General features: G+C 54.1%; 24 protein-coding genes. 7 read left to right on the forward strand and 17 right to left on the reverse strand.

The window, feature by feature from the left end; genetic code table 11:
• Window positions 1-3: 3 nt before the first annotated feature.
• From pheT to R1T41_RS06650, 8 genes are all read right to left on the reverse strand, one after another.
• A complete protein-coding gene (pheT, locus tag R1T41_RS06615; RefSeq protein WP_317340761.1) occupies window positions 4-2412 on the reverse strand; it encodes a phenylalanine--tRNA ligase subunit beta in 2409 nt (802 codons plus the stop codon).
• Window positions 2413-2416: 4 nt separating this feature from the next.
• Complete coding sequence (gene pheS / locus R1T41_RS06620) at window positions 2417-3487, reverse strand: phenylalanine--tRNA ligase subunit alpha (RefSeq protein WP_062950443.1); 1071 nt, start codon at window positions 3485-3487, stop codon at window positions 2417-2419.
• Between the two features lie 117 nt (window positions 3488-3604).
• Window positions 3605-3961, reverse strand: a complete 357-nt coding sequence (gene rplT, locus R1T41_RS06625; protein ID WP_062950441.1) for a 50S ribosomal protein L20 — start codon at window positions 3959-3961, stop codon at window positions 3605-3607.
• Window positions 3962-3977: 16 nt separating this feature from the next.
• Window positions 3978-4175 (reverse strand): 50S ribosomal protein L35, encoded by a 198-nt coding sequence (rpmI, locus tag R1T41_RS06630; RefSeq protein ID WP_007088699.1) that lies wholly within the window; start codon window positions 4173-4175, stop codon window positions 3978-3980.
• 329 nt (window positions 4176-4504) lie between these two features.
• Entirely contained in the window at window positions 4505-4909 is a 405-nt protein-coding gene (locus R1T41_RS06635) for a response regulator (protein WP_062950438.1), read from the reverse strand.
• A 38-nt stretch (window positions 4910-4947) separates the two neighbouring features.
• Window positions 4948-5463, reverse strand: a complete 516-nt coding sequence (gene infC / locus R1T41_RS06640; protein ID WP_062950436.1) for a translation initiation factor IF-3 — start codon at window positions 5461-5463, stop codon at window positions 4948-4950.
• A 247-nt stretch (window positions 5464-5710) separates the two neighbouring features.
• Window positions 5711-6727 carry a glycosyltransferase family 9 protein gene (locus R1T41_RS06645; RefSeq protein ID WP_097051715.1) on the reverse strand — a complete coding sequence of 339 codons (1017 nt, stop codon included), beginning with the start codon at window positions 6725-6727 and terminating at the stop codon, window positions 5711-5713.
• Window positions 6724-7956, reverse strand: coding sequence for a glycosyltransferase family 4 protein (locus tag R1T41_RS06650; protein WP_317340766.1), 1233 nt, complete (start codon window positions 7954-7956; stop codon window positions 6724-6726). Before R1T41_RS06650 ends, R1T41_RS06645 begins: the two co-directional genes overlap by 4 nt.
• 174 nt (window positions 7957-8130) lie before the next feature.
• Between R1T41_RS06650 and R1T41_RS06655 the strand changes: the two genes are divergently transcribed.
• Complete coding sequence (locus tag R1T41_RS06655) at window positions 8131-8793, forward strand: alpha/beta hydrolase (RefSeq protein WP_317340767.1); 663 nt, start codon at window positions 8131-8133, stop codon at window positions 8791-8793.
• Between the two features lie 23 nt (window positions 8794-8816).
• Here the strand turns inward: R1T41_RS06655 and R1T41_RS06660 are convergent, their stop codons facing one another.
• From R1T41_RS06660 to tsaD, 5 genes are all read right to left on the reverse strand, one after another.
• The gene (locus tag R1T41_RS06660; protein ID WP_317340769.1) at window positions 8817-9167 is read right to left on the reverse strand and encodes a Rieske (2Fe-2S) protein; all 351 of its coding nucleotides are present in this window, start codon (window positions 9165-9167) and stop codon (window positions 8817-8819) included.
• The gene (locus R1T41_RS06665; protein ID WP_317340771.1) at window positions 9164-9577 is read right to left on the reverse strand and encodes an EVE domain-containing protein; all 414 of its coding nucleotides are present in this window, start codon (window positions 9575-9577) and stop codon (window positions 9164-9166) included. Before R1T41_RS06665 ends, R1T41_RS06660 begins: the two co-directional genes overlap by 4 nt.
• Window positions 9578-9580: 3 nt before the next feature.
• On the reverse strand, window positions 9581-9859 hold the full coding sequence (locus R1T41_RS06670) for a YciI family protein (RefSeq protein WP_097051719.1): 279 nt from the start codon (window positions 9857-9859) through the stop codon (window positions 9581-9583).
• Window positions 9860-9960: 101 nt separating this feature from the next.
• The gene (locus R1T41_RS06675; RefSeq protein ID WP_317340773.1) at window positions 9961-10968 is read right to left on the reverse strand and encodes an NAD(P)H-dependent glycerol-3-phosphate dehydrogenase; all 1008 of its coding nucleotides are present in this window, start codon (window positions 10966-10968) and stop codon (window positions 9961-9963) included.
• A gap of 54 nt (window positions 10969-11022) precedes the next feature.
• The gene (gene tsaD / locus R1T41_RS06680) at window positions 11023-12081 is read right to left on the reverse strand and encodes a tRNA (adenosine(37)-N6)-threonylcarbamoyltransferase complex transferase subunit TsaD (protein WP_317340775.1); all 1059 of its coding nucleotides are present in this window, start codon (window positions 12079-12081) and stop codon (window positions 11023-11025) included.
• 265 nt (window positions 12082-12346) lie between these two features.
• Here tsaD and hemC point away from each other — a divergent pair, with 265 nt between their 5' ends.
• The 4 genes from hemC (at window position 12347) to R1T41_RS06700 (ending at window position 17086) form a co-directional block, all read left to right on the forward strand.
• A complete protein-coding gene (hemC, locus tag R1T41_RS06685; RefSeq protein WP_062960514.1) occupies window positions 12347-13300 on the forward strand; it encodes a hydroxymethylbilane synthase in 954 nt (317 codons plus the stop codon).
• 38 nt (window positions 13301-13338) lie between these two features.
• Window positions 13339-14061, forward strand: a complete 723-nt coding sequence (locus R1T41_RS06690; RefSeq protein ID WP_317340777.1) for a uroporphyrinogen-III synthase — start codon at window positions 13339-13341, stop codon at window positions 14059-14061.
• Window positions 14062-14384: 323 nt separating this feature from the next.
• On the forward strand, window positions 14385-15650 hold the full coding sequence (locus R1T41_RS06695) for a COG4223 family protein (protein ID WP_317340779.1): 1266 nt from the start codon (window positions 14385-14387) through the stop codon (window positions 15648-15650).
• Window positions 15647-17086 (forward strand): heme biosynthesis protein HemY, encoded by a 1440-nt coding sequence (locus tag R1T41_RS06700; RefSeq protein WP_317340781.1) that lies wholly within the window; start codon window positions 15647-15649, stop codon window positions 17084-17086. The genes R1T41_RS06695 and R1T41_RS06700 overlap by 4 nt, the downstream gene beginning before the upstream one ends.
• Window positions 17087-17325: 239 nt before the next feature.
• Here the strand turns inward: R1T41_RS06700 and R1T41_RS06705 are convergent, their stop codons facing one another.
• The 4 genes from R1T41_RS06705 to R1T41_RS06720 form a co-directional block, all read right to left on the reverse strand.
• The gene (locus R1T41_RS06705; RefSeq protein ID WP_317340783.1) at window positions 17326-17865 is read right to left on the reverse strand and encodes a hypothetical protein; all 540 of its coding nucleotides are present in this window, start codon (window positions 17863-17865) and stop codon (window positions 17326-17328) included.
• Between the two features lie 472 nt (window positions 17866-18337).
• Window positions 18338-19915, reverse strand: coding sequence for a bifunctional phosphoribosylaminoimidazolecarboxamide formyltransferase/IMP cyclohydrolase (gene purH, locus R1T41_RS06710; RefSeq protein ID WP_317340785.1), 1578 nt, complete (start codon window positions 19913-19915; stop codon window positions 18338-18340).
• 288 nt (window positions 19916-20203) lie between these two features.
• Window positions 20204-22162 (reverse strand): nucleoside-diphosphate sugar epimerase/dehydratase, encoded by a 1959-nt coding sequence (locus tag R1T41_RS06715; RefSeq protein WP_317340787.1) that lies wholly within the window; start codon window positions 22160-22162, stop codon window positions 20204-20206.
• A 124-nt stretch (window positions 22163-22286) separates the two neighbouring features.
• On the reverse strand, window positions 22287-23300 hold the full coding sequence (locus tag R1T41_RS06720) for a glycosyltransferase family 4 protein (RefSeq protein ID WP_317340789.1): 1014 nt from the start codon (window positions 23298-23300) through the stop codon (window positions 22287-22289).
• Window positions 23301-23488: 188 nt separating this feature from the next.
• On the opposite strand from R1T41_RS06720, the gene R1T41_RS06725 reads away from it, so the two are divergent.
• Window positions 23489-24826 (forward strand): RsmB/NOP family class I SAM-dependent RNA methyltransferase, encoded by a 1338-nt coding sequence (locus R1T41_RS06725; protein ID WP_317340791.1) that lies wholly within the window; start codon window positions 23489-23491, stop codon window positions 24824-24826.
• Window positions 24827-24952: 126 nt separating this feature from the next.
• The gene (rpe, locus tag R1T41_RS06730; protein ID WP_317340793.1) at window positions 24953-25621 is read left to right on the forward strand and encodes a ribulose-phosphate 3-epimerase; all 669 of its coding nucleotides are present in this window, start codon (window positions 24953-24955) and stop codon (window positions 25619-25621) included.
• The last annotated feature ends 170 nt before the right edge of the window (window positions 25622-25791 follow it).

Consider the following 25791-nt stretch of genomic DNA (forward strand, 5'->3'; position numbering starts at 1 on the left):
ACATCAGGCGCGCAGGGAACCGCCTGTTGCCTTTTCAACAGCGGCAACAACCTTCTTGCAAACCCCGTCGATTTCCTCTTCGGTCAGGGTTGCCTTGGTCGGCTGCAGGGTGATCGAGAAAGCAACCGATTTCTTGCCATCCTCGATACCTTTGCCTGCATAAAGGTCAAAGATCGTAACATCCGAAATCAGGTTCCGGTCGACACTGCGGGCTGCCTTGACGATGGCCTCGGACTGAACATCTTCATCCAGAAGGAAGGCAAAGTCGCGTTCAACCGACTGGAAGCTTGATGCATTCAGCAAAGGCCGTCCCGTTCCCTTTTTCTTGGGCATCGGTACATTTTCAACAAACAGTTCAAAGGCAACAACGCGCCCCTTAACACCCAGTGCTTTCAACACTTTCGGGTGCAGTTCGCCAAAATAGCCAAGGACATTTTTCGGGCCCAGCTGCAATGCCGCCGAACGACCAGGATGATACCATGATGGTGCCCCTTCGGCATTGACCTGCACGTTGGCCGATGCCGTACCAAGCGCTTCAAGCAGCGCTTCTGCGTCTGCCTTAACATCAAACAGATCGACATCACGGCGCGAACCGGTCCAGCTGCGCGGGGTGGTTGCCCCTGATCGCAAACCGGCAGCTACCAGACGCTGATCACCCGGCTGATCGCCAAAGAATTCCGGCCCGGCCTCAAACAACGCCAGATCGGCGAAACCGCGCGACTGGTTACGACCAACTGCCGCGATCAGATTGATAAGCACGTTCGGACGCATCACATCCAGATCCGAGCTGATCGGATTGGCAAGGAACAGGCCCGGCTTCAGATCGGTAAACAGTTTTGCCCATCGCGAGTCGGTGAACGACCAGGTAACGGTCTCGAACATCCCGCGCGAAGCCAGTATCCGACGGGTCAAGCCAACCCGTTTCTGGAACGGGCTAAGGGCCGGAACCGGCAGGCTGGTTTCACGTTCCAGCGGCACCGTCGGAATTTTGTCATATCCGACAATGCGCAAAACTTCCTCGACCAGATCGGCTTCGCCGATGACATCCGGACGCCAGGTTGGTGCAACCGCCGTGATAACAGGCGCGGCCCCGCTGACCTCAAAGCCAAGCGATTTCAAAATCGCAATCGCCTGATCGGCGTCAACCGAAACACCGCCCAGCTCCCGAATGCGATCAATACGAAGATCGAAGCTGTTGCGCGGATTAGGGACCTCGCCCGCCTTCACGACATGGGAAACTTCACCACCGCAAATCTCGGTAATCAGACGTGTCGCAACCTCTATACCCCAGGAAATCGACTGCGGGTCGACACCGCGCTCGAACCGGTAACGGGCATCGGAATTGATCTGCAGTTTGCGGCCGGTCTTTGCAACACTGATCGGATCGAACAGGGCGCATTCAACAAAGACATTGACCGTTTCATCGACACAACCGGTTTCTTCGCCACCGATGATACCGCCAAGGCCAAGTGCCTTTGCCTGATCGGCGATCACGACCATGCTGTCGGAAAGCGTGTATTCCTTGTTATCAAGTGCCGCAATCTTCTCGCCATTGGTGGCATAGCGGACATTGATGTCACCCGACAGCTTGTCAGCATCAAACACGTGCAACGGACGCGCAAGATCGTGCGTTACAAGGTTTGTAATATCAACAAGTGCCGAAATCGGACGCAGCCCGATGGCTTCGAGACGGGCCTTCAGCCAGTCCGGGCTTTCGCCGTTTTTAACACCGCGGATATAACGACCATAGAATGCCGGAACCGCCGCATTCTGCGCAAGATCGGCCGAAATCGAAACACCGACGGGGCTGTCAAACGTGCCCGCAACCACCTGCTGCCGCGGGTCATCCTTTAGCGTGCCAATACCGGCCGCCGCCAGATCGCGCGCAATCCCGCGAACACCGGTGCAATCCGGCCGGTTCGGGGTCAGACCGATTTCAATGATCGGATCATCCGCTCCCAGCACTGACGCCACCTGGGCACCAATCGGGGCATCTTCGGGCAGTTCAATAATGCCGTCATGATCCTCGCCAAGGCAAAGTTCACGGGTCGAGCACATCATGCCCTGGCTTTCGACGCCACGGATTTTGCCCGGTTTCAGTTTCGAGCCGTCAATCGGAATAATCGCGCCCGGTTGTGCCAGGGCAACCTTGATGCCGGTTCGGGCATTGGGGGCACCACAGACAACCTGAATGATCTTTTCACCGGTATTGACCCGGCACAGTTTCAGGCGATCCGCATCCGGATGCTGGCCCGCTTCTTCGATATAGGCGACCCGGATATCCCTAAGCGCCGCCGCACGATCCGTGACACCTTCGATCTCCAGTCCGACATCGGTGAGCGTTTCGGCAATCACGTCGATCGAAGCATCGGTTTCAAGATGCTGTTTCAGCCAGTCGAGTGTGAATTTCATGGTCTTAGCCTCTCACCATATTCGGTACATCCAGCGGCACGAAACCATAGTGTTTCAGCCAGCGCAGATCGGTATCGAAGAAGGTGCGAAGATCGGGAATGCCGTATTTCAGCATCGCGATACGCTCGATCCCCATGCCAAAGGCAAAGCCCTGATATTCATTCGGATCAAGTCCACAAGCCGCCAGAACGCGCGGGTGAACCATACCGCAGCCCAGAATCTCCAGCCAGTCGTCGCCTTCACCAATCTTGAGCTCCCCACCCTTGCGCGAACAGCCAATATCCATTTCGGCACTCGGCTCGGTAAAGGGGAAGAAGCTCGGACGGTAGCGAACCGGAACTTCGTCCAGTTCGAAATAGGTTTTAACAAACTCTAGCAGACACCCTTTCAGGTGCCCCATATGGGTTTTCTTGTCGATCACCAGTCCCTCGACCTGATGGAACATCGGCGTATGGGTCATATCGCTATCGGAACGATAGGTACGACCCGGCGCGATGATGCGGATCGGCGGGGTTTTCGACTGCATGGTTCTGATCTGCACCGGCGAGGTATGGGTCCGCAGCACAAGGCGCGAACCATCTTCCTGCTCAGGCAGATAGAAAGTGTCCTGCATTTCACGCGCCGGATGTTCCGGCGGAATGTTCAGGGCGGTAAAGTTATGGAAATCGTCTTCGACATCCGGACCTTCGGCAAGAGCAAAGCCCATCTCGCCAAAGATCGAAATGATTTCATCCATCGTCTGGCTGATCGGATGAATACGACCAGCAGTTTCGTCCATGCGCGCGGGCAGGGTCACATCGATCCGCTCGCCAATCAGACGCGCATTCAATGCTGCATCTTCAAGGCCGGATTTGCGGGTGTCGATCGCCTCGGCAACCTGATCTTTGACAGCGTTCAGCGTCTGACCGAATTCACGGCGCTGATCCGGGTCCATCTGACCAAGGTTTTTCATCAGGCCGGTAATACGGCCCTTTTTGCCAAGAGCGCTGATACGAACATCTTCAAGAGCCTGTAAATCGGCTGCTTTTTCGACTTCGGCCAGAACCTCTTCGCGCAATGCTTCGATGTTTTCCATAACTTCCGACGCTTTGCTTAAAGTGAATTGGGATAAACAAAAGAAAGGGGACGGCCAATATGGCCGCCCCCGATCAAATCAGGCAAGTGCCGATTAAACCTTTTTACAAAAGGTTTATTAGCCGAGTGCAGCCTGCGCCTGGGTAACCAGAGCTTTGAAAGCTTCCGGTTCGCGCACAGCGATGTCGGCAAGCACTTTGCGGTCCAGTTCAACGCCAGCCTTCTTGAGGCCGTTCATGAACTGCGAGTAGCTCAGACCGTTTTCACGAGCACCGGCGTTGATACGCTGAATCCACAGGCTGCGGAACTGGCGTTTCTTAACGCGACGATCGCGATATGCATACTGCAGACCTTTTTCAACGGCCTGCACTGCAGTGCGGTAAGCATTCTTGCGGCGACCGCGGTAACCTTTGGCAGCCTTGATAACCTTGCGGTGACGGGCGTGAGAAGACACGCCCCCTTTTACACGAGCCATTTAACTCTCCTTAGCCTTAACCGTACGGCAGGAATTTTTTGACGATGCGGGCATCTGCGTCACAGAGAATCTCCGTGCCACGTGCCTGGCGCTTCATCTTGGTGGGTTTCGCAGTCAACAGGTGACGCTTGTTAGCGACATTGCGACGAACTTTACCCTTTGCGGTCAGGCTAAAGCGTTTTTTAGCGCTCGCTTTGGTCTTCATCTTGGGCATTTTTCTATCCTTGCATAAGCAATGAAACACGAAATTCCCCACGGCGGCTGGGCATGCCCTGAAAGATCAAATGATCTTTCCAGCCTCACCACCTGTTTTGGGGACGGGTGGTTATAGACTCCACCCCTTCCTTTTTCAAGGACCTTTTCGCGACGGTTCTCTTGGATTTTTAGGCTTCTCGCCGATCATCACGAAACATCGGTCAGGAGCATGCCAAAACCGGCCCAACACCTTCTGGTCCGCCAAGACTGCCAGAAGGTGGCGTCATCGACCATTATATCACGAGGACAACTAGAAAACCGGGCCATCCGTGACCCGCGGTCAAAATCTTAAATCGCTGTTTTGATGGTATGAACCCGGCCGATCCACTTTTCGATTCGGCTTAGCAGCTTTTCACGATTGATCGGTTTGAGGACAAAGTCATTGCCACCGGCGGCAACACCGCCCCGCAGGTCTTCTTCCCCCTGACGGGCCGTCACATAGATGATGGCACAGGCAAGATCGGGGAAACGGGTCCGAACCCGGATTGAGGCCTCAAAACCATTCATACCCGGCATCATGATATCCATCAGGATAATCCGGGGCTTTCTTGTTTTCAGAGTTTCAAGAAGTTCCTTGCCAGAGGAAACGCCAACAAAACTGTAACCGCCGCTTTCGACGATCCGCTTTAGAAGCACGAGACTTTTGGGGTCGTCATCGACTCCAACGATCAGAAGATCATTCCCGGCTGCCATGGCATTCCCTCTTGCTTGGAAAGGCAAAACGCCGCGGATTAACGCGGCGCCAGCACCATAATCATTATGCGACCTTCCATCTTCGGCATCTGTTCGGTTTTGGCAAGATCTTCAAGATCCCCCGAAAAACGCTGCAGCATGCCAAGACCAAGGTCCTGGTGAGCCATTTCACGTCCGCGGAAACGCAACGTGACTTTCACCTTGTCTCCACCGCCAAGAAACTTCTGTGCCGCACGGAGCTTCACATTGTAATCATGGGTATCGATGTTCGGCCGGAGCTTGATTTCCTTGACCTCGATAACCTTCTGCTTCTTTTTGGCTTCGTTCTGTTTCTTGCTTTGTTCGTACTTGAACTTGCCGTAGTCGATCAGCTTACAGACGGGAGGCTCGGCATTCGGAGCGACTTCGACAAGGTCGAGTCCAGCTTCCATCGCCATTTCAATGCCTTCACGAACCGTCATCGGATCAGACATGTTGCCTTCAGCGTCGACAACACAGATGGCACGAGCTTTGATATCCTCATTGACGCGCGGACCGTCCTTGGTCGGCTGCATCGGTTTACGTGGTCGTGCTATGGATAATCTCCTTTGGTAATCAAACAAAAAGCACAGAAACAAGTCACGGGTAACACAGAAAGTCACCGGGCCGCACGTCCCGTCATGCATACTGTGAAACGGACCTTTGCCTAGCATATCGGGCCGCAGTCAGAAAGCAATGATTTTAGCCTTCTGCAACAGTATTCAAAGCCTTGCAGCCTGCTGAACACAATGACAGACGAACGAGATGGCAGAAACCGCGATATTAATCGACAAGATCAAGGCGATGACGCACCTCGTCCATCACGCGGTTAACTGTCAGTTCCCGCAAATCATTTTCACGTACGATACTGACAGCATTGTCAGTTGTTCCACGTGGCGCACTCTTTTTCGGATCTGAGTCGCGTGAAAACAGGACAATAGAAGGTGCCCCGGCGGCGGCGGCAATATGCATCGGTCCGGTGTCATTTCCGATCGCCAGAACGGATCGCGCCGCAAGCCCTGCAATATCGAGAAACCCGGTGCGCCCCATCAGGTTTCGTGCCTTGGGACACATGCTGTCAATTTTGCTCAGAACGTCGGCTTCCTTGTCCGTACCGATCAGGACAGGCGTCAGCCGATAATCTGCAATCTTTTTTGCCAGCAAACCGAACCGCTCGGCAGGCCACCGCTTGTCAGGACGGTGCGGGGCACCGCCAGGACAGATAAGAACAAACGGGCTTCGAACGCCAAATCGTTCCAGATCGATATCCGATCCGGCAATAAACGGCGGCGGCACGTTTTCAATCCCGGAACGGTGCAGCTGATCTGCCAGCCGATCAATGGTATGCAGGCTGTCACGATCCGGGTTATCGTGCGGATGCGAACATCCCCGTGCAATCCCCGACCATTCGGGCGCCTTACCCGGCCAGAACAGACGATAATAGAATCCGCTACGATCCGATGTTTGCAGATCATAGACCCGGTCAAAATTCCCGTTTCGCAAGAATCGGCGCAGTGCGAGAACCTCACGCACCTGATAAAGCTTTGGACGCCGATCAATCGCAATCGCATCAAAATAGCCTGTCGATTTTATCAGATCGACATAAAGCCGGGTCGTCAGCACCGTTATATGCGCGCGTGGATGCGCCGCCCGGATCGCGGCGAAGGCCCCCATGGCAAGAATGATATCTCCCAGGGCAGAAAGCTTGATGACGAGGATGCGTTCCTGCTTGGCATCGGGCATCACACCCGCAACAATTTCAGCATCTTGCGGCATGTCCGAAGTGATCGTTTCTGTCATGCAGCGTTCCTGATCGCGCCTTTCAACGCCTTTTCATAAACCGCCAGCGTTTTCTCTGCCATCTGGGTCAGCGAGTAGTTTTCTATAACGTGTCTGCGACCTTTTTGCGCCAAAGCGGCACGCTTTTCTGGCGTCAGCCGCAATACCTGCGTCAATGCCACAGACAATTGATCAACTTCATGTGGCGTAACCAGCCATCCGGTTTCACCGGGCAAAACGGTCTCCATCGCGCCACCATGGGCCGTCGAGACAACCGGGCGACCCATTGCCTGGGCCTCGGACGGAATTCGTCCAAAGGCTTCAGGATCGGTGGACGGACATGCCACGACATCCGCCAGCATGTATGCCGCCGGCATATCGGCACAATGATCAACAATATGCACAATATCTTCGAGGCCAAGCTTCTTGGTCAAAGCCAGCACTTCATCACGGTAAGCCGTGCGACCCTGATCGGAACCAACCATCAGGCAGCGCACGTTCCGGTGGCCAAGTGCTTCAAACACTGCGGGCAAAGCCTTTATCAGGAAACAATGCCCTTTCCAGCGCGTAATGCGTCCCGGCAGCATGATGACATATTCTTCACCGGTCAAACGCCACTGATTTGACAGTGCAATCAGGCGTTCCTGACTGACATTTTCCGGGTTGAACAAGTCTGTATTGGTTCCGCGCGGCACAATATTCAGGCGCGCAGAATCCATTTTATAAAATTTGCGAATATGGTCTGCGATATGATTGGAAATGGCGATGACCTGATCGCCCATCGTCATGATCGCATTATAGCGCTTCTTGAACAGGTTGTTGTAACCGGAATAAGTGCCGTGGAATGTCGTGACGAACGGAATGCCGGCCTTGCGCGCGGCGAAATAGGCACTCCAAGCCGGCGCACGCGAACGCGCATGAATAATATCAACGCCCTCGGCACGAATAAGATCAACCAGCGCATCAATATTACGGCGCATGGTAAACAGGTTTTTTGACTTCAGTGGCAGGGTGATATGACGGGCACCAAACCGGTCAAGCTCGCGCTCAAGCCGCCCGCCCTGCGAGGCGACCAGCGCAACACCACCCCCATCGACAATGGCGCGCGCGATATCAACCGTACCGCGCTCCACACCACCGGTATCAAGTTCCGGCAGAACTTGCAGAATCACCGCCGGGCGATAATCCGCACCTTGCGCCTGCTGTTCCGGACGATAAACTGACTGGGTCTTGATTTCTGACGCGCTCATGCAATTCCAACCACTAACACCCAAGGATACCCTTCCCGGATGACAAATGACATGCCGACGTCTCAGTATCTCGAGCGGCCTGACGGATTAAAAATCGCATACCATGCGACTCCCGGCAAGCTGACAGAAGTACAAGGCCAACAAAAGCCTGGCGTTCTGTTTCTGGGGGGCTTCATGTCCGATATGACCGGCACAAAGGCCACCCATCTTGAGGCCCATTGCGTACAGCAGGGGCTGGCTTATACCCGCTTTGACTATTCGGGTCACGGACAATCGGCAGGCATGTTCAAAGACGGAACCATTGGACAGTGGGCACGCGATGCCATTGCCATTATTGACGAAATCACCACGGGTCCGCTTATTCTGGTCGGGTCGTCAATGGGTGGCTGGATCATGCTGTTGGCGGCACTGGCGCGGAAAGAACGCATCGCCGGACTTGTTGGCATTGCGGCAGCCCCCGACTTCACCGAAGACCTAATGTGGGCGCAATTCACCGATGCCCAGAAATCCGACATCGTCGAAAACGGCGCACTGATAGAGCCGACCGAGTATGGTGACGATCCATATACGATCACGCATGCCCTGATCGAAGACGGCAGAAATCAGCTCCTTTTGCGAAACCCGATCAAACTTGAATGCCCGGTGCGGCTGATCCAAGGCATACAGGACCAGGATGTCCCATGGCAGACTTCAATTCGTCTGACAGAGGCACTGGTTTCCAAAGATGTCCGCATAGATTTGATCAAAACCGGTGATCACCGCCTGTCCGAACCTGATCAGCTTGATGTCATCACCAAACATCTTGATGAGATTATCGAAAAGGTGACGGTCGGCTAGGACCGTCACCATGACGCAGAATTTCAGGCCAGAACGACTTTCTCGTTCTCAATCTTTACGGCAACGGGTTCCAGCATATCCCCCTCGCAGGGGCCGGCGACACAAAGGCCGTCTTCAAGATTGAAACGCGCACCATGTGTCGAGCAGATGATTTCATTGTGAAGATCACTGATGAACTCGTCGGGCTCAAGTTCAAGCGGCACACCAATATGGGGGCAACTGTTGACGTAGCCGAAAACCCCTGCGCCGTCGCGCACGACAAAAATCCCGGCACGGCCTGCATTTCCGTCAAGTGATATGCCCTTGGCCCCGGTCGCATCCAGATCAGAAAGCGTGCATAACACTGTCCCGGGTGGCGGCAACGCGACCGTCATGCCGAAACACCACCCATTTCGCAAATCGCTTTCCAGGATGCATCATCTATCGGCATGACCGACAAACGGGATTGTCTGAGCAAGGGCAATTCGGCAAATCGCGGATCAGCTTTGATATCGGCAAGCGTCACCGGATTTGGTACCGGTTTGACGGTCTTGAAATCAACCTGAACAAATTTGCCCGTGGCGTCAGTTGGATCGGGATAGGCTTCGCGGACCACTTCGACAATGCCGACAATCCGTTTTTCATTCACCGAGTGATAGAAAAACGCCAGATCACCTATCTGCATTGTCTTAAGGTTCTTTGCCGCCTGATGGTTCCGAACCCCGTCCCATCCTTCGACACCCTTCTTGACCTGATCGTCCCACGACCAGCTTCCCGGCTCGGTTTTGATCAGCCAGTATGCCATGGATCAGAATACCTTTTTAAACGGACGAATAATCACTGATTCAAACAGACCTGCCTTGCCGTATGGATCGTTGGCGGCAAATTCTTCGGCCTCGGCCTGTGTATCAAACTCGATAATGAAGACGGAGCCATTCATGCCCTCAAGATCGGGATCAAGCGTCGGACCGGCTGCAACGATCCTGTCGGCGAAACCGTCCTTGATATAGGCAATATGAGCGTCCCGGTTCGCTTTGCGAACGGCAAGATGACCCGGTTTGTCGACACAACGAATGTAAAAATGCATGGCAGCGTTCCCTGTCAAAATTGGTTTTGATACCGGTAAATTGACAGAACCTGCTCAAAGGCTCAAGCCGAACAAAAGCTGATAGCGTGGATGTGACCGGACTATTTTCCGGTTTCAAGCTCATCACGAAACGGTCGCTGCAATAATGCGTTGATCGTGCTGCGCAGGTCCGCATCATGGTTGGCAACCTGATCCACGGCACTGCAGATCGGCATTTCAATACCGTATTTCGACGCAACGGCCGTAATTGATGCGGCAGTATGCACACCTTCGGTCACGGAACGGCGTTCGGCCAGAATATCCTCGGCCTTGCTGCCCTGACCAAGAGCAAACCCGAAGGTGTAATTGCGCGACAACGTGCCGGTACAGGTCAGCGTCAAATCGCCAAGTCCTGCCAGCCCCATCATGGTTTCAATCCGCCCCCCCATCGCCACCGCCAATCGTGACATTTCGGCAAGGCCACGGGTAATCAGGGCTGCGCGCGCATTGTCACCAAGCTCAAGCCCGGCGACGACGCCGCTTGCAATCGCCAGAACGTTTTTGATAGCCCCTGCAACTTCAACGCCGACAACATCGGTACTGAAATAGGGCCGAAACGCTGACGTACCGATCAATTCCACCAGATCCTTGCCCAAATTCCTGTCTGAACAGGCAAGTGTAATCGCCGCGGGCAGACCTTTCGCAACTTCCTGGGCAAATGTCGGCCCAGACAGAACCGCGAGCGGAACATCGCCAAGTGTTTCGTTCACAACCTGCGCCATAAGCGCACCGGTCTTTTTTTCGATCCCCTTGGCGCAAATAATGGCAGGAAGCGTTTCGGGCCAATGGGGTGCCAGCTTTGATAAAGTGCTTCGAAGATGCTGTGCCGGTGTAACCAGAAGAACCGCGCTTGACTCTCGCAATCCATCAATTGCAACTGTTGCCCTTAATGCCTCGGGAAGCTTTATGCCGGGCAGGTAGACGTCATTTTCACCCGATGTATCGATCCGTTCGGCCAACGCACGGTCACGCAAAACAAGCTCAACATCAGCCCCAGTCCGCACAGCCTGAATGGCCAGCGCAGTACCCCACGCACCCCCGCCGACTACCGTTATGCGCTTATCCGACATAGTTCTTTTCGACCCCGATGATAAATATTCGAACAGTTTGGCGTTGGGAAAAAATCAGGCCTTCACGCCCGCACCCGGACGTTTTGGTGCCTCCGGATCAAGCGGCCAACGCGGACGCGGTTTGAAATCAAGATCATCATGCTGCCCCAAACGAAAACGTTCCAGCGCGGCCCATGCAATCATCGCGGCATTGTCGGTGCATAATTCCAAAGGAGGGGCCACCAATGTCATGCCTGCCTGATCGGTCAGTTCCGTCAAACGGGTCCGCAGATACTTGTTCGCGGCAACCCCGCCGGCAAGCACCAGAGTTTTACCTGTCGGATAATCACGCATGAAGTCGAAAATCGCATTTCGTGTGCGGTCAATAAGCGTATCACCGACTGCCCGCTGGAACGATGCCGCCAAATCAGCTTTGACTTCAGCAGTCTGCTGTTCGACAGGAAACCCGTCCAGATAGGTGCGGACAGCCGTCTTCAAACCCGAAAACGAAAAATCACAGCCCGGACGACCGCGCAACGGACGCGGCAGACCGAAACGATCCGGATTTCCGGCTTCCGCCGTTTTCTCAAGCGCAGGTCCGCCTGGATAACCAAGTCCCATCATTTTTGCGGTTTTGTCGAATGCCTCGCCCACCGCGTCATCAATGGTGGTGCCAATTCGTTTGTATTGGCCAACACCTTCAACGATCAGGACCTGACAATGGCCGCCTGAAACCAGTAACAGCAAGTATGGAAATGCAACATCATCCGTAAGGCGTACTGTAAGTGCGTGACCTTCGAGATGATTGACGGCCAGAAATGGTTTCTGCGCAGCAAAGGCAATCGCCTTGGCAGTCATGGCGCCCACCATCACGCCACCAATCAGACCGGGGCCGCCCGTACAGGCCACCGCATCAAGATCAGCAAAATCAATCCCGGCATCATCCATGGCTTCGGCCACAAGACGATCAAGATGTTCAAGATGCGCCCGTGCCGCAATTTCCGGAACAACACCACCATACGGACGATGATCGTCAAGTTGCGAAAGAACCCTGTTGGACAGAATTTCGCGCCTGTCATTCACGACAGCCGCAGCCGTTTCATCACAGCTTGTTTCGATACCCAGTACGATCATGTCATGCAGATCCGGCAATGTGTCGCGTCCCGACTGACGCATCCTGATTGGCAACAATTGTGACAGTCATGTAGCCCAAACAGCGGTCGCTTTCCACCCCAAGGCAATGCAATGGGCCCATGCAAGAAAGACGCTAGAACGAAAACACTACCACATAAGTCAAAGAAACAGGGTTATTCGCCGTGATAATCCGGTGCTGGTCGTGGATCGTCACACATGCCACGACCCTTGTTTTCAACCGATTTTATCACTACAACTCGGCCTCATGACAAACATATCTGACACTGCAAAACTTCGCATCGGTACTCGTGGCTCTCCGCTGGCAATAGCGCAGGCGCATGAAGTCCGGGACAAACTTGCGAAGGCACATCCCGAGCTCGCAGCCGAAGGCGCGATTGCCATTACCGTTATCACCACAACGGGCGACAAAATTCTTGATCGCGCCTTGTCGGAAATCGGCGGCAAGGGATTGTTCACCAAGGAAATTGATGATGCCCTGATGGGCGGCGAGATTGATCTTGCTGTCCACAGCATGAAAGATGTCCCGACTGTGCTGCCCGATGGCATGATCTTGCCAACGATCCTGGCGCGCGAAGACGTACGCGATGCCTTTATCTCGCTGAAATACAAAAGCTTTGCTGAAATGCCCGCCGGATCGGTGATCGGATCGGCATCTCTGCGCCGTCAGGCCATGATCCTGAACAAATATCCCGACCTCAAGGTCGTGACGTTCCGCGGCAATGTCCAGACCCGTCTTCGCAAACTTGAAGAAGGACAGGTGGATGCCACGCTGCTCGCGATGGCTGGGTTGAACCGGCTTGGCCGGCCGGAGGTCGCAACCGCCCCGATTTCGGAAGACGAGATGCTGCCTGCGGTTGCCCAGGGTGCGATCGGCATTACCATACGGGAAAATGATAATCAGACGCTTGACTGGCTTTCGGCACTGAACTGCCCGGCTTCTGCCATCCGCGTCGCGGCCGAACGTGCTGCGTTGCGTGCGCTGGACGGATCATGTCGTACGCCTATTGCGGCCCTTGCCGAATATCTGCCGGATGGCAAGATGCGTTTGCGGGTTAGCATTGTTCGACCAGACGGCAGCGAACGGCTTGATACCGAACGGCTGATTGATGACCCGGACATCGCAAGCGCCGCAGACGCCGGAACAGATGCGGGTAACGAGCTCAAAGAACGTGGCGGGCCGGACTTTATTTCAGTCTAGTTGCGGCCCACGCTTTCAGGACCATAGACGGGGATGACATGGGGCCATTGATCCTGAATACCCGACCGGAAACCGACTCGCAGGAACTTGAAGCCGCGTTACTGGCGCGCGGCTATCGCCTGCTTTCAGCCCCCATGTTGCGTATTGAGTTTCCACCGCATACAGACTGTCTGGATCTTGCCGGCGTGCAAGCCTTGATCTTTACCTCGGCCAACGGGGTACGTGCCTTTGCAAAACAATGCAACGCACGACATTATCCGGTGCTGTGTGTTGGCGATGCCACCGCACGTATGGCGCGCCAGGCCGGTTTTGGCGACATCCACAGCGCAGATGGTGATATCGAAGATCTGGCGCGATTGATTGGTGATCAAATTGACCCGACAAAAGGGGATCTTTTCCATCCGGCGGCCCGCAAGGTTGCAGGTGATCTTGGTTCACTTTTGCAAGACCGTGGCTTCAATATTCGCCGCCAAACCGTCTATGATGCCGTTCCATCCGATCACCTGCCCGACGATGTGATAACCGCGATCTCTGCCCATCATGTTGATGCGGTTTTATTTTTCTCTCCCCGCACGGCAATAAGCTTTGTTAAGCTGATCGAAAGATACAAGCTGGAAAAAGATCTGGTCGGTACAAGTGCAATTTGTCTTAGCGAAGCGGTGAAAGATCGCCTTGGCGTCCTTACATGGCATAAGACAGAAGTGGCAAAACACCCGACACAGGAATACCTTCTTTCGGCACTAGAGAACGCATTCGCCTGATTTTCCGCGCCCTGTGGTGTCTCGGAACAACCGCAAACTGCAATGGTCCGACCGTGAAAAAACCAGAAACGCCAAAAACCGACGCTTCCGCAAAACCGGCCGAGACAAAAGCCGACTCGTCCGGAACCATTTCGATCGACAGTAAAGGCAATGCAAACCTTGCCAAAAATTCTGACGATCAGAAATCGGAAACGAGCCCCAATGCAACAGAGAATGCGAAGCCTGCCTCTGCTTCGAATACTGATGCAAGCGGCACCACGAAAACCGACAAAACAAAATCAGACGCCCCCCCCTCAGGCACAAAGCCTGAGATCAAGCCGGGTATGAGCCAAAAGTCAGCTTCTGATAAAAATGTTTCGGACAAAGCCAGACCGGTTGCGAAAAAGCGGGGCGGCAGCGCCATTCTTTTGTTTGTGCTGATTATTGCCGGTGCGCTGGTAATCGGGTGGCTCACACGCGCCCTTTGGTGGCGTGATGCGGAACCCGTATTGAACCAGTATGTTCCGACCGAAATTCTTTCCCAAATCACTCCGGAAGGCATGGCGGAACCCGCACCTGCTGGAACCACAAACGAACCGGCAGCCGATAGCACGTCTCCATCCACGTCGGTTGATAACGGTACGGATACTTCAGCTATATCATCGCCCGGCGCTCCGGAGCGGGACGATGCGATGATTGGCAAAGAAGACAGTCTGACGCAGCAGGCCGAAAACGTGTCTTTGGCCGATACCGGCAACTCGTCAGATACGAACGAAGGAACGGTTGTTGTTGATTCTGATTTGACCGAACGACTTTCGCGTCTTGAGGGCACGATCAATGCGCTGCGCGAACGGCTTAACAATGAGCGGGGCGATACGCTGAACAATACGGTCGCACGCCGTATGGCAGAAATTGAAACCCGCACCGCCCCGATTGAGGAACTGGCACGGGTTGAATCCGAACTTTCCGGCGTTGCCGCCGAAATGCGTGACCTTTCAGCCCGCCTGTCCACCATGGAAGAAGAAGTTCGTGCAACCGCCGGGCTGCGTGTTGAAAGCCGCGGGCAGGCTATTGCCATGGCCGTCACGCTCCTTCGCGATGCATTGCAACGCGGTGGGCCGTTCATGGTTGCTCTTAACCAGCTGGAACGCAGCGGATCCGATGATCCGGTTATTGCGGAACAGATTGCTGCATTAAAACCACTTGCAGACCATGGCGCACCGACAATTGAAAAACTGCGCCAATCCTTCCCTGCAATGGCACAACAAGCGGTACAAGCCGCAAGCGATGACCATTCCGGCAGTATTCTTGCCGCAACCTGGGCAAATATCAAAAAACTGATCCCGGTTCGACGTGTTGATGTCGCTGGCGAAGCTTCACTTGATGGACGTCTGGTGTCTGCCGAGACGGCCCTTGAAAACGACGATCTTGATGCGGCTATTGCCGCTCTGGATGGTGTCGAAGGCGAAAACGCAAAAGCTGCTATTGCTGAATGGTTGGAAGACGCCAAAAGCCGTCAGCTTCTGAACAGCGCAATTGCCACACTAAGTGCTCATGCGATCAATCTTCTGACAGGCGATGAGTCCCTAAGCGCGGGGGATAGCCAATGATACGTCTTGGCCTGTTTATTCTGATCACCATCATTCTCGTTACCTGTACCGTCTGGTTTGCCAATAACCCCGGCACCATGACGATTGTATGGTTGGGCTACCGGTTTGATGGATCTATCGGCATGGTTGCTCTTGGCCTGCTGGCGCTGACAGGGCTTTTGGTCATTCTCTGGCGCTGCTGGTCCGCAATTGCAAATTCACCAAACTGGCTGGGCCGCATTCTGGGCAGCCGACGCCGGAAGAAGGGTCAGCAGGCCCTGACCATGGGGTTGCTCGAACTGGCATCGGGCGACGTGCGACAGGCGCTAAAACATACCCGCGCAGTTGACAGGTATCTTGAAGATGACACCCTGACCCGCCTTCTGACGGCACAGGCAGCAGAACTGGACGGTAACAATGATGCCGCCAAGCGTCAGTTTGAAGCCATGCTGGAAAAGCCGGATTCTGCCTTCTTCGGATTGCGGGGATTGCTCCAACTGTCACTTAAGTCCGGTAATCGGTCGGCTGCACTTGATTACGCGGAACGCGCTCACCGCCTGCGCCCGCGCAATCCGTCCGTTCTGATAACATTATTTGATCTTTTGCTTGGGGCCAAACGCTGGGATCGGGCATTGACGCTTCTGGTTGATGCTCAAAAGGCGGGTATCTTCAACGAAGATGAACTCACCCGTCGCCGTGCACTTCTGATTACCGCCAAGGCCGAAGACGCAATAGCCAGCGGTGAAAATGCGGAAGCTGTCAAACTTCTTCGCAAGGCGTTGAATGCCCGTCCTGACTTTACCGGTGCGGCGGTTCTGCTGGCACAGCTTTATGCTGATATTGATCAGGTTGCAAAGGCTCGCGAGATTGCCTTGCAAAGCTGGCGCACATCACCATCAGCCGCACTTGGCAAAATTTATCTGACCAACCTTTCCGGAGATGCCCTGACCAAGGTCAAAGGCGTCGAAAAGCTGATTGCGACCAATCCTGACCATTTGGAAAGCCAGCTTTTGATTGCCGAGGCCGCCCTTGATGCCGATTTGTGGGGTATGGCACGCAACAATCTGGAAAAGGCCATCGCCCAAAAGGCACAGGCACGTCATTATCGTATGTTGGCCGATCTGGAATTCCGCGAAAAGAAAGATGCCACCAAGGCCCGTGAATTGCTGGTAAAGGCAAGCCATGCCAATCCTGATCCGGGTTGGCGGTGTGGTGCATGCGGTGCGGAAACAGACAAATGGGCCGTTACCTGCCCGTCCTGTCATTCATTTGGCAGTGTCGAATGGCGGGCGCCGCTGCGCGTCTATCAGGACAAAGCCGCTAAAGCCAAACCTGATGCCCAAGCACCGGCAGCGATTGAACAGGACGGAACTATCATCGAAAACAGCAATGATGACGATGGTAACCAACCCAACAAGGACAGCTTATTAGCGGAGGGAAGCCGCCAAGCTATCTAGTCAGTAGCCTGAAAACACAAAACCTTGCAAGCTGGTGTTTCCGGGGGGTCTTCTGTCTTAAATTCAAAACTAGCAGGCCTTAGCTAAACCTGTACCAAAGCAACGCACTTACGATGTCATAGGTCGTTGCTTTCTTGGGATTCGTATATGAGATGCGATTCCCGTTTACCAAACTGACAAAGCGACCTTAGCCTACAATGTAGATCAATTAGGTATTAGGTTTCCATTCTGCATTTTCATTATAAGTCTGATTGCTGGAACTTCTCGTAAGATTTGCGAAGTCTCTTTCTAGACCTTTCCACTCTGAAGACGTCAACGCAGGAGGCTTGTCTACCATCTACGTAGACCTTCCTCACGACCCTATCAAGGGAGTCACCAAGTTTACTACCATTCGTGAGAATTGCGTCTCGAGCTTCTTCTTCCAGTTTCGCGTGAGCGCTCCAATCCGGCAGGCGACTGAGGTCACGAAATGCGGAGTCTAGGCCCCACAAAGAGTACCGCACGTTGAGCCGTTTCTCCTTAAGTCGTGATGCGGCTTCCCGTGCCTTTTCACTTCGTTCTTTGTAAGCGTCATCTGATTTCGCCTTAAATTGCGTAACACTCAAGGCGATTGTTTCGTGAATTAGTCGCCCTACTTCATTTAGATCGGATGCAACGGCCTGTCTTACTACCGCACGCGCCTCCTCACCTCTTTTTACAACAGCCGAAATAATCAGGTTCAAGATTGCAACCGATGCTGCAATTATCGAGGCATAGAGCGTTACGTCAGAGGCATTCATCTCTCACTCCTGAGCTAGACCAACCACACCTAATTGAACCTATATAAAAAATAAAAACTACCAAAAGATGCGATCTCGTTTCTCTCGGTTTTGCCAAACGAGAACTTATTGCATTTTGAGATCTCCTTCGTGGTTAAGCTTACTAGCGAAGATGACGAAAGGACTCACCTCGACTTTAAGCTATATCAAGCACATTCCGCGCAGTTACTATGGTCGAAGTAGTTATTTTTCGGAATCCGTAACCACTATGGAATCCTCCTTTGCCGGACTAAAGAAACAGTTCCATCCAAGAACAACCGCATTCAGTCAATTGGCTTATTTTTGTATCCGGTTTTATTCTAATATTACAGGCAACTGGTCTGTTTCGACACGATAACGCGAGTAGCCGCCATGCCGATCATAGTGGTATCAAATAGGCAACGAAAAACCCCGGGGAAAGCCCCGGGGTTTTTCAGTTTGGCATCATCCACGCTTAGTGACGGAAATGACGCATGCCGGTAAAGACCATGGCAATGTCATGCTCATCGGCTGCGGCAATGACTTCTTCGTCACGCATCGAACCACCCGGCTGGATCACGGCAGTTGCCCCGGCCTTGACCGCCGCCAGAAGGCCATCGGCAAACGGGAAGAACGCATCAGACGAAACCACCGAGCCCATGGTGCGCAGTTCGCCTTCACCAGCATTCTTGCCAGCTTCTTCTGCTTTCCATGCCGCAATACGCGAGCTGTCAACGCGGCTCATTTGCCCGGCACCAACACCAACGGTCTTGCCGTCTTTGACATAGACAATGGCGTTTGATTTGACGTGCTTGCCAACTCGGAAAGCAAACAGAAGATCATCAAGCTCTGCTTCGGTCGGCTTGCGCTTGGTGACGACTTTAAGCTCGTCACGCTTTACACGACCGGCATCACGGTTCTGAAGCAGATAACCACCGGCCAGCGAACGAAGCGTCATGTCTTCGCCTTCCGGGTCGGCCATGCCGCCGGTCACCAGAAGACGCAGGTTTTTCTTGGTTGCCAGAACTTCCTTCGCCGCGTCATCGGCATCCGGGCAAATCACGACTTCGGCAAACAGTTTGGCGATTTCTTCGGCAGTGGCCTTATCAAGGGTACGGTTAACCGCGATGATGCCACCAAAGGCCGAAACCGGGTCACAGGACAGCGCCTTGTTATAGGCTTCAATCAGGGTTGCCCCCTCGGCAACACCGCACGGATTGGCGTGCTTGATGATGGCAACAGCCGGTTTTTCATCAAACTCGGACACCAGCTCGAACGCCGCATCCGTATCATTCAGGTTATTGAATGACAGTTCCTTACCCTGAAGCTGGGTTGCGGTGGCAACGCCCGGGCGGTTCTTGCCGTTGGTGTAGAACGCAGCCTGCTGATGGGGGTTTTCACCGTAACGCAGGGTCTGTTTCAGTTCGGCAGAAACATTCAGGCGCTGCGGGAAGGTTTCACCAAGCTCACCGGCAAACCAGCTTGAAATGGCCGAATCATAGGCCCCCGTGCGGGCAAAAGCCTTGGCGGCCAGAACGCGGCGGGTTTCAGCCGTCGTGGCACCTGCATTGTCTTTCATTTCGGCAACAATGCGGTCGTAGTCAGAAGGATCGACAACAACCGTAACCGATTCATGGTTCTTTGCTGCCGAACGGATCATGCTCGGTCCGCCGATATCGATGTTTTCGATGCAGGTGTCGAAATCCGCACCTTTGGCAACGGTTTCTTCGAACGGATAAAGGTTCACACACACCAGATCGATCGGCGAAATGTCGTTATCCTGCATCGCCCGCATATGGCTGGAAAGAGAACGGCGGCCCAGAAGGCCGCCGTGAATCTTCGGATGAAGAGTCTTGACGCGACCGTCCATGATTTCGGGAAAACCGGTGTGATCGGCAACTTCCTTTACAGGAATACCAGCAGCTTCGATGGCCTTGGCAGAACCACCAGTAGACAGGATTTCAACACCCTGTTCATGAAGGGATTTGGCAAATTCGACCAAACCGGTCTTGTCGGAAACGGAGATCAGCGCGCGCGCAATACGAGCAGTCATCGGGTTCGCTTTCAATACATCGTCAATGATGAAGGCCCCGGACCCATTGATGATATATCGGCCTACTCCGTATTGCTACTGGTGCATACGGGGTAATGACGTTTGCGGGCAATCGGCTTTATGATGAGTGAAAACCGCTGATTTTCATTCGGGCCGACACATGATCAATGAGTCCGAACCATGTTTCGCGCGGAGCTTTATCACGCACGCGCCAAAATGTGGACCCCGAAATGTTGCATGGCCGCAGGCCGGACTGCGCAGATGTCAGCGCCAGGAGCCATTATCAGATCATTGACCGCTTGCTGCTTTATCCAGCTTTTCGGGTTCACTCTTGGCAAAGAAGGATTTAACACCAATCTCAGGCGGTTGAAATTCCGGAACAAGACGGCTCATCAATTCCAGGGTCTTGTGCGTATCACGGCTTGCAGCACTCTCGCCGAGCTCATCGAACACCTGCTTAATCAGGGCATAATCAACAACACGCGGTGCGGCCAGCATAACCCCATCGGTTTCAGTCGGTTCCGGCGGTTCACCATCATGGAACAGTTCTTCATAAAGCTTCTCGCCCGGGCGCAGGCCTGTGACCTTGATATCAATGTCCTTGCCTGGCCGCAGCCCCGACAGCAGGATCATTTGACGCGCCAGATCGATGATCTTTACCGGTCGTCCCATATCGAGAACGAAAATCTTGCCACCCTCTGTAACACCATGTTTGCCAAGCTCGGCAGCCTGCAAAACAAGTTCGACCGCTTCGGCAATCGTCATGAAGTATCGCGTGATGCCCTCATGCGTCACGGTCAGCGGCCCACCAGCCTCTAGCTGACGACGGAACAAGGGCACCACCGATCCTGTCGACCCCAGAACATTGCCAAACCGTACGGTGACAAAGCGTGTCCCCCCCCGCTGATCCGACGGAAGAGTTTCAAGCGCCTGACAATAACATTCTGCCAAACGTTTTGACGCCCCCATGACGTTGGCAGGGTTTACGGCCTTATCTGTTGAAATCAGAACCATGGTTTCAACACCAGCAGCACGACACGCCTCGGCAACGTTACGGGTCCCAAGCGTGTTGGTCAGAATGCCTTCATTCGGGTTATGCTCAACCAACGGCACATGTTTGTAGGCTGCTGCGTGGAAAACGATTTCCGGCTGTTGGGCCGCAAAAACCTGATCAATCCTGAGGCGATCACGCACATCACCGAGAATACTTTCGCGGGGAAGATCAGGATATTTTTCCGCCATCTCCATATCAATGGCATAGAGATTATATTCACCCGCATCCAGCAAGGTAATACTTGCAGGGCCATAGGCCGCAATCTGTCGCACGAGTTCCGACCCGATTGAGCCACCAGCGCCTGTCACCAGAACCCGCCGTCCGACAATCATCTGACGAACCTTGTCACGATCAAGCCGGGCCTGCGGCCGTCCCAGCAAATCCTCAATCGCAACCGGGCGAATCTGCAGCGGATCGGCAAGCCCTTCACGTAAATCACTCAGCTCAGGCAAGCGCGTCAAGGTCATCCCGTGCAGATCAGCAATTTCGACCCATTTGGTGATGTCGTCATGACGCAATGCATCCCCGGTTAAAACTAGACGGCGTGGCAAACCACGTTTGCTTTTCTCAAGCTTGCCCAAAGCGTCTTCGAGCTTGTCTGCGGTTGCCAGCACATCAATGCCATGCATATTCCGCCCGACACGACTATCGGTCAGAGAAACAATACCGATAACGTCAAACGGGGTGTTCGCAGATCGAAACGTTTCACGGATAAAGGCCTCGGCCTCGTCTCCGGCTCCGATCAAAAGAACCGGCACACGATGGGTGCCCTGTCGCACCATGGCACGGGCGGTCGTCTTGTCTTTGGCAACCCGGTAAATCAGCCTTGACCCGCCAAGCATCGCCATCAACAGGAACCATTGAATAATCGGCGTTGATCGCGGCAACCATTCAAGCTTTGCGGTGAGAAACAACACCGAGAACAATACCCCGATCGCAACCGTTACCGCCTTGGCAATCCGCATGAGATCGTTCAGTGATGCATAGCGCCAGATGCCACGGTAAAGTCCGAAAACCCAGAATGTCATTGCGGCGATGACGGTAAAAACTGATACCGAAAACAGGATGTTTTGCGGATTGTAAAAAACCACACCATCGCCGACCCGCAGATATAATGCTGCGGGTAGCGAAATCGCCGCCATCATCACGTCATGGACAAAGGCAATATGGCTACGCTGAAATAAACGCGACATGCGGTCCCTTACCGGAATTCTTGTGTGGTTCATAATACCCGCAACCCTTTGGTACGAGCACGGATTTTCTTTTCGCGTCCGGCCTGTGACAAGTCAAGCTATCCGATCGAGCACAACTTTCACACTATTTCGGCTCCGTACCCCTGACAGGCAAAAACACCAATTCCGTGATCAGTAACGCCAATATCATCGCAACAGGAATCAAACGCAGCCATACCGCGATATCCATCGGGACAAAAATAACAATGATAAGCGCCATATTTGCCAGTGCAATCAGGGCTGAAACCCGTGCATGGCTCATACCGCGCTGGGTGGCCTGCTGATAGAAATGTTCACGATGTGCCTGCCAGACCTTCTCGCCACGAAGCCCCCGCCTGATAAGGGTGAAAGTTGCGTCCAGCAGATAGTATGACGGCAGGATCAATGCTGGCATCCACGCCCCGCGTGCAGCAAGTTCCAGCAATAGCCAGCCCAGAACGAACCCCAGCGGTACGGACCCGACATCCCCCAGGAACAGCTTCGCAGGATGCCAGTTCCAGATCAGGAAACCGGCCATAATCGACAGAACGCCAAGCCCGATATAACCAAGGTCAACAAATTCGGGTAATGGAGCCAAAAGTGCGAGAATAAAGATACCCAACCCGATAGAACCTGCTTCGACCCCGGTAATGCCGTCAATCCCGTCCATGAAATTGAACAGATTAAGGAACCAGACCCAAGCCAGAACGACCAGAATACGATCCAGCCACATTGGCACCAGCCCTTGCAGGACAGGACTGTCAATCGCGAACACACCGACGATCACGGCAACGAACTGACAGGCAAAACGAATGGCTGGCGACAGATTATGTCGATCATCAAGCCAGCTTAGCGTACCAAGCCCTACGGCTGCGATCAGCATCAACCATTCCTGTAAGCCCGCATTCCCGGACCATAAAAAGACGGCCCCGACCATGACGATCAAAAGGGGCGTCACCGCCAATCCACCACCGCGCGGGGTCGGCACCGCATGACTGGAACGATGATTGGGCATATCGAGAATCGCCTTGCGCCGCAGGTAAAGCAACACCGCCCAGGTCAGCAACATAGAGCCGATCAGAAAGCAGCCGGAAAAAATCGCAAGTGCGGCAAAAGACATCTGTGTCGCCCGTTTCTTTCTAATGATCCGTCTGGATTACCGGGCACCCGTCTCCATCGCAAGGTTTTTCAATGTCTTTGGAAAACATCAGGCAGGCCAGCCATGCTGGAAATCCTGCGGTTAAGTGCTTTACAGCCCTATCAAGGGCGCTTACTTACAAGCCATAACCCGAAACTGGAGATACCCTTTTGACAGAACGCCGCTCTCGCACGGATAACCGCCATACTCAACCGGCCGATCTTCCCGATCCGCGAATGCTGGCGCTCAAAACCCTGCAGGAACTGCGTGGGGGGGAAGTAACACTGGACGAGCTTCTGTCAAAACATGGTTATGGCCTGCCGTCACTGGACCGCAATTTTTTGCGCCAATTGCTGGGTACGACATTGCGCCATCTCGGTGAAATTGATGCCATGCTCGCCCCACGCTATCACCCGCCACAAGATCGCACCGCCGCACGACTGACCAATATCCTGCGTCTGGGTATCGCCCAGCTATTTTTCATGGATACAGCCGATCACGGTGCAGTTGACAGCACGGTTAATCTGGCGCGCGATGCCGGGCTTCATCGGTACACCAAACTGATCAATGCCGTCTTGCGCGGTTTGCAGCGCGACGGCTTTGAATGGCCTGAAAATGTCGAAGACTGGCAATTGAACGTTCCGGCATGGCTGCGCGGATCATGGAAAAAGGCCTATGGCGCGGACGTGGCCCAGGGCATTGCACAGGCAAGCCTTGGCTATGCCATGCTTGACCTTTCGATCAAAGACCCGACTGAGGCCGCCGAATGGGCGGAAAAAATGGACGGTATCGTCCTTCCGACCGGCACGGTCCGGCTTGAAGGCGGGCGTCGCATCCGCAACCTGCCGGGCTATAAAGACGGAAAATGGTGGGTGCAGGACGCGGCGGCATCCATCCCGGCCAAGCTGTTTTCGGCTCACAAGGGCAAAACCATTTATGATCTCTGCGCTGCACCGGGCGGAAAAACCATGCAGCTGGCGGCTCTTGGCGCACAGGCCATTGCGGTTGATAAATCCGAAGGCCGCCTGAAACGCGTCTATGAAAACCTTGAACGGGTTGAACTCGGTGCCGCCGTTGTTATCGGGGATGCCACCGATCTCGCACCCGATACGCCGCGTGCCGATGCGGTTTTGCTTGATGCCCCCTGTTCGGCAACCGGCACCATTCGTCGCCATCCGGACATTCTGCTGCGTCAGAACGACAAACTGATGCGATCGCTTCTGCCGATTCAGACCAAGCTGCTCAATCAGGCTGACAAGCTTCTGAATGTTGGCGGCGAACTGATCTATTGCACCTGTTCGCTGCAACCCGAAGAGGGCGAGCATCAGGTCAAATCGTTCTTGGCCGACCACCCGAATTACGAACGCAAACCGATTACGGCCGATGAACTCGGTGGCTGGAGTGAGGCGATCAACGATGCCGGAGAGCTTCGCATCCTGCCGCTCCATATGCAGGAATATGGCGGGATTGATGGCTTCTTCTGTGCACGGCTGGTCAAGAAATCCTGATCCGGCCCTGCCCCGGAACATGACAGGGCTGCCATTCGCGCCGGTTGGATGACAGGACCGCGTTTTTGGGGTATGAGAACCGCGAAATTCCCATATCCCAACCCGCTTCAGGACCTTTGCCGCGCCATGACCGCATCAAACGCCATTAAAATCGCACCTTCGATCCTTTCCGCCGATTTCGCCCAGTTGGGCGTTGATGTCCGCGCGGTTGATGCCGCCGGGGCGGATTACATCCATATCGATGTCATGGACGGCCATTACGTGCCCAACATCACCATCGGTCCGGATGTGGTCAAGGCACTGCGCCCCCATAGCGACAAGGTGTTTGACGTTCATCTGATGATCGCACCGGTCGATCCCTATATCGAAGCTTTCGCGAATGCCGGTTCCGACATCATCACCATCCATGCCGAAGCAGGCCCGCATCTGCATCGTTCGCTTCAGCTGATCAAGTCGCTTGGCAAGAAAGCCGGTGTGTCGCTGAACCCGTCGACGCCGGAAAGCGTGATCGAATATGTCATGGACATGGTTGATCTGGTGCTGGTCATGACCGTGAACCCCGGCTTTGGCGGCCAGAAATTCATTCCAAGCCAGCTTGAAAAAATCAAACGCATCCGCAAGATGATCGATGCGACCCGTCGTGATATCGACCTTGAAGTCGATGGTGGTGTGAACCCGGAAATCGCCCCACAGGTGATCGCGGCAGGTGCCAATGTTCTGGTCGCCGGATCGGCAACCTTCAAAGGCGGCCCGTCGGAATATGCCAACAATATCAAGGCAATCCGCGGCGCATAATCTGCCTTTACAGCATTGCTAAAAACGGCTCGGGGTCGGAACCATCAATTGGTTCCGGCCCCGATTGCGTTTTGAACACATTCAAATCATCGCCGGATCTGTTTGATAAATTTTTTCTATCACCCCATTAGGTCTGCATACTTGACCTAATTTCCGATCTGGCAAATAGA

Origin of the sequence: Thalassospira lucentensis, from assembly GCF_032921865.1 — a bacterium.
Taxonomy (GTDB): Bacteria; Pseudomonadota; Alphaproteobacteria; order Rhodospirillales; family Thalassospiraceae; genus Thalassospira; species Thalassospira lucentensis_A.

Coding starts and splice junctions, on each gene's coding strand:
- pheT (WP_317340761.1), bottom strand. CDS start 2,412: ATGAAATTCACACTCGACTGGCTGAAACAGCATCTTGAAACCGATGCT.
- pheS (WP_062950443.1), bottom strand. CDS start 3,487: ATGGAAAACATCGAAGCATTGCGCGAAGAGGTTCTGGCCGAAGTCGAA.
- rplT (WP_062950441.1), bottom strand. CDS start 3,961: ATGGCTCGTGTAAAAGGGGGCGTGTCTTCTCACGCCCGTCACCGCAAG.
- rpmI (WP_007088699.1), bottom strand. CDS start 4,175: ATGCCCAAGATGAAGACCAAAGCGAGCGCTAAAAAACGCTTTAGCCTG.
- R1T41_RS06635 (WP_062950438.1), bottom strand. CDS start 4,909: ATGGCAGCCGGGAATGATCTTCTGATCGTTGGAGTCGATGACGACCCC.
- infC (WP_062950436.1), bottom strand. CDS start 5,463: ATGCAGCCGACCAAGGACGGTCCGCGCGTCAATGAGGATATCAAAGCT.
- R1T41_RS06645 (WP_097051715.1), bottom strand. CDS start 6,727: ATGACAGAAACGATCACTTCGGACATGCCGCAAGATGCTGAAATTGTT.
- R1T41_RS06650 (WP_317340766.1), bottom strand. CDS start 7,956: ATGAGCGCGTCAGAAATCAAGACCCAGTCAGTTTATCGTCCGGAACAG.
- R1T41_RS06655 (WP_317340767.1), top strand. CDS start 8,131: ATGTCCGATATGACCGGCACAAAGGCCACCCATCTTGAGGCCCATTGC.
- R1T41_RS06660 (WP_317340769.1), bottom strand. CDS start 9,167: ATGACGGTCGCGTTGCCGCCACCCGGGACAGTGTTATGCACGCTTTCT.
- R1T41_RS06665 (WP_317340771.1), bottom strand. CDS start 9,577: ATGGCATACTGGCTGATCAAAACCGAGCCGGGAAGCTGGTCGTGGGAC.
- R1T41_RS06670 (WP_097051719.1), bottom strand. CDS start 9,859: ATGCATTTTTACATTCGTTGTGTCGACAAACCGGGTCATCTTGCCGTT.
- R1T41_RS06675 (WP_317340773.1), bottom strand. CDS start 10,968: ATGTCGGATAAGCGCATAACGGTAGTCGGCGGGGGTGCGTGGGGTACT.
- tsaD (WP_317340775.1), bottom strand. CDS start 12,081: ATGATCGTACTGGGTATCGAAACAAGCTGTGATGAAACGGCTGCGGCT.
- hemC (WP_062960514.1), top strand. CDS start 12,347: ATGACAAACATATCTGACACTGCAAAACTTCGCATCGGTACTCGTGGC.
- R1T41_RS06690 (WP_317340777.1), top strand. CDS start 13,339: ATGGGGCCATTGATCCTGAATACCCGACCGGAAACCGACTCGCAGGAA.
- R1T41_RS06695 (WP_317340779.1), top strand. CDS start 14,385: ATGAGCCAAAAGTCAGCTTCTGATAAAAATGTTTCGGACAAAGCCAGA.
- R1T41_RS06700 (WP_317340781.1), top strand. CDS start 15,647: ATGATACGTCTTGGCCTGTTTATTCTGATCACCATCATTCTCGTTACC.
- R1T41_RS06705 (WP_317340783.1), bottom strand. CDS start 17,865: ATGAATGCCTCTGACGTAACGCTCTATGCCTCGATAATTGCAGCATCG.
- purH (WP_317340785.1), bottom strand. CDS start 19,915: ATGACTGCTCGTATTGCGCGCGCGCTGATCTCCGTTTCCGACAAGACC.
- R1T41_RS06715 (WP_317340787.1), bottom strand. CDS start 22,162: ATGTCGCGTTTATTTCAGCGTAGCCATATTGCCTTTGTCCATGACGTG.
- R1T41_RS06720 (WP_317340789.1), bottom strand. CDS start 23,300: ATGTCTTTTGCCGCACTTGCGATTTTTTCCGGCTGCTTTCTGATCGGC.
- rpe (WP_317340793.1), top strand. CDS start 24,953: ATGACCGCATCAAACGCCATTAAAATCGCACCTTCGATCCTTTCCGCC.